Below are 863 nucleotides of genomic sequence, written 5' to 3' on the forward strand. Positions count from 1 at the left end.
GCTGGCCCGCGCCGGCGCCGTGAAGCTGACCGCCGCCACCCGCGCCCGCTACTTCGCCGAGGTGAAATTCATCCGGGCCCTCACCTACTTCAACGCTGTGCGCATCTGGGGCGATATTCCGCTGGTGACTACCGAGATTGCCAGCATCCCCGACGCCTACACCTACGGCCGCACGTCCGCCGCGCAGGTGTACGCGCAGATTGAAAAGGACCTGACCGACGCCATTGCCGACCTGCCCGCCACCGTGCCCACCGCCGACCTGGGCCGCGTAACCAAGGGTGCCGCGCAGGGTATTCTCGGCAAGGTCTACCTCACGGAAAAGAAATACGGCGACGCCGCGGCCATTCTGAACACGGTTATCGCCACCAACGCCTACGCCCTGCAAGCCACCTACGCCAACATCTTCGCTACCAACAACGAGATGAACAGCGAGATTCTGTTTGCGGTGCGCTACTCGAAGGGCGCGCTGGGCATCGGCAGTCCGTTTGCCAACAATTTCGCCACGGCGGCCAGCCAGGTGGGCGGCATCGGCACTTCCGACCAGTTTTTCTCGCTGCACAAAGGCCTGGTGGATGCCTTCACGGCCAGCGGCGCTACCGACGTGCGGGCCGCCGCCTCCTACGGCACCGGCACCGTTGGCAGCACCACCGTCTACTTCACCAAGAAGTACACCGACACGCCTACGGCCTCGCTCGATGGCGAAAACGACTGGATTGTGCTGCGCTACGCCGACGTGCTGCTGATGTACGCCGAAGCCGTGAACGAAGCCAGCGGCGTAACGCCCGCCGCGCTCGAAGCCGTGAACAAGGTTATCCGCCGCTCGCGCAACCTGCCCGTGGCCACGCCCAGCGCCACCGTCGACC

The 863-nt window shown here is 65.1% G+C and carries 1 protein-coding gene; it reads left to right on the forward strand.

What is annotated here, in order from left to right; genetic code table 11:
• Positions 1-863, forward strand: an 863-nt coding sequence (locus ACYVDE_RS24595) for a RagB/SusD family nutrient uptake outer membrane protein (protein ID WP_460504151.1), incomplete at both ends; no start/stop codon positions are given.

This window comes from Hymenobacter agri (genome assembly GCF_054778495.1).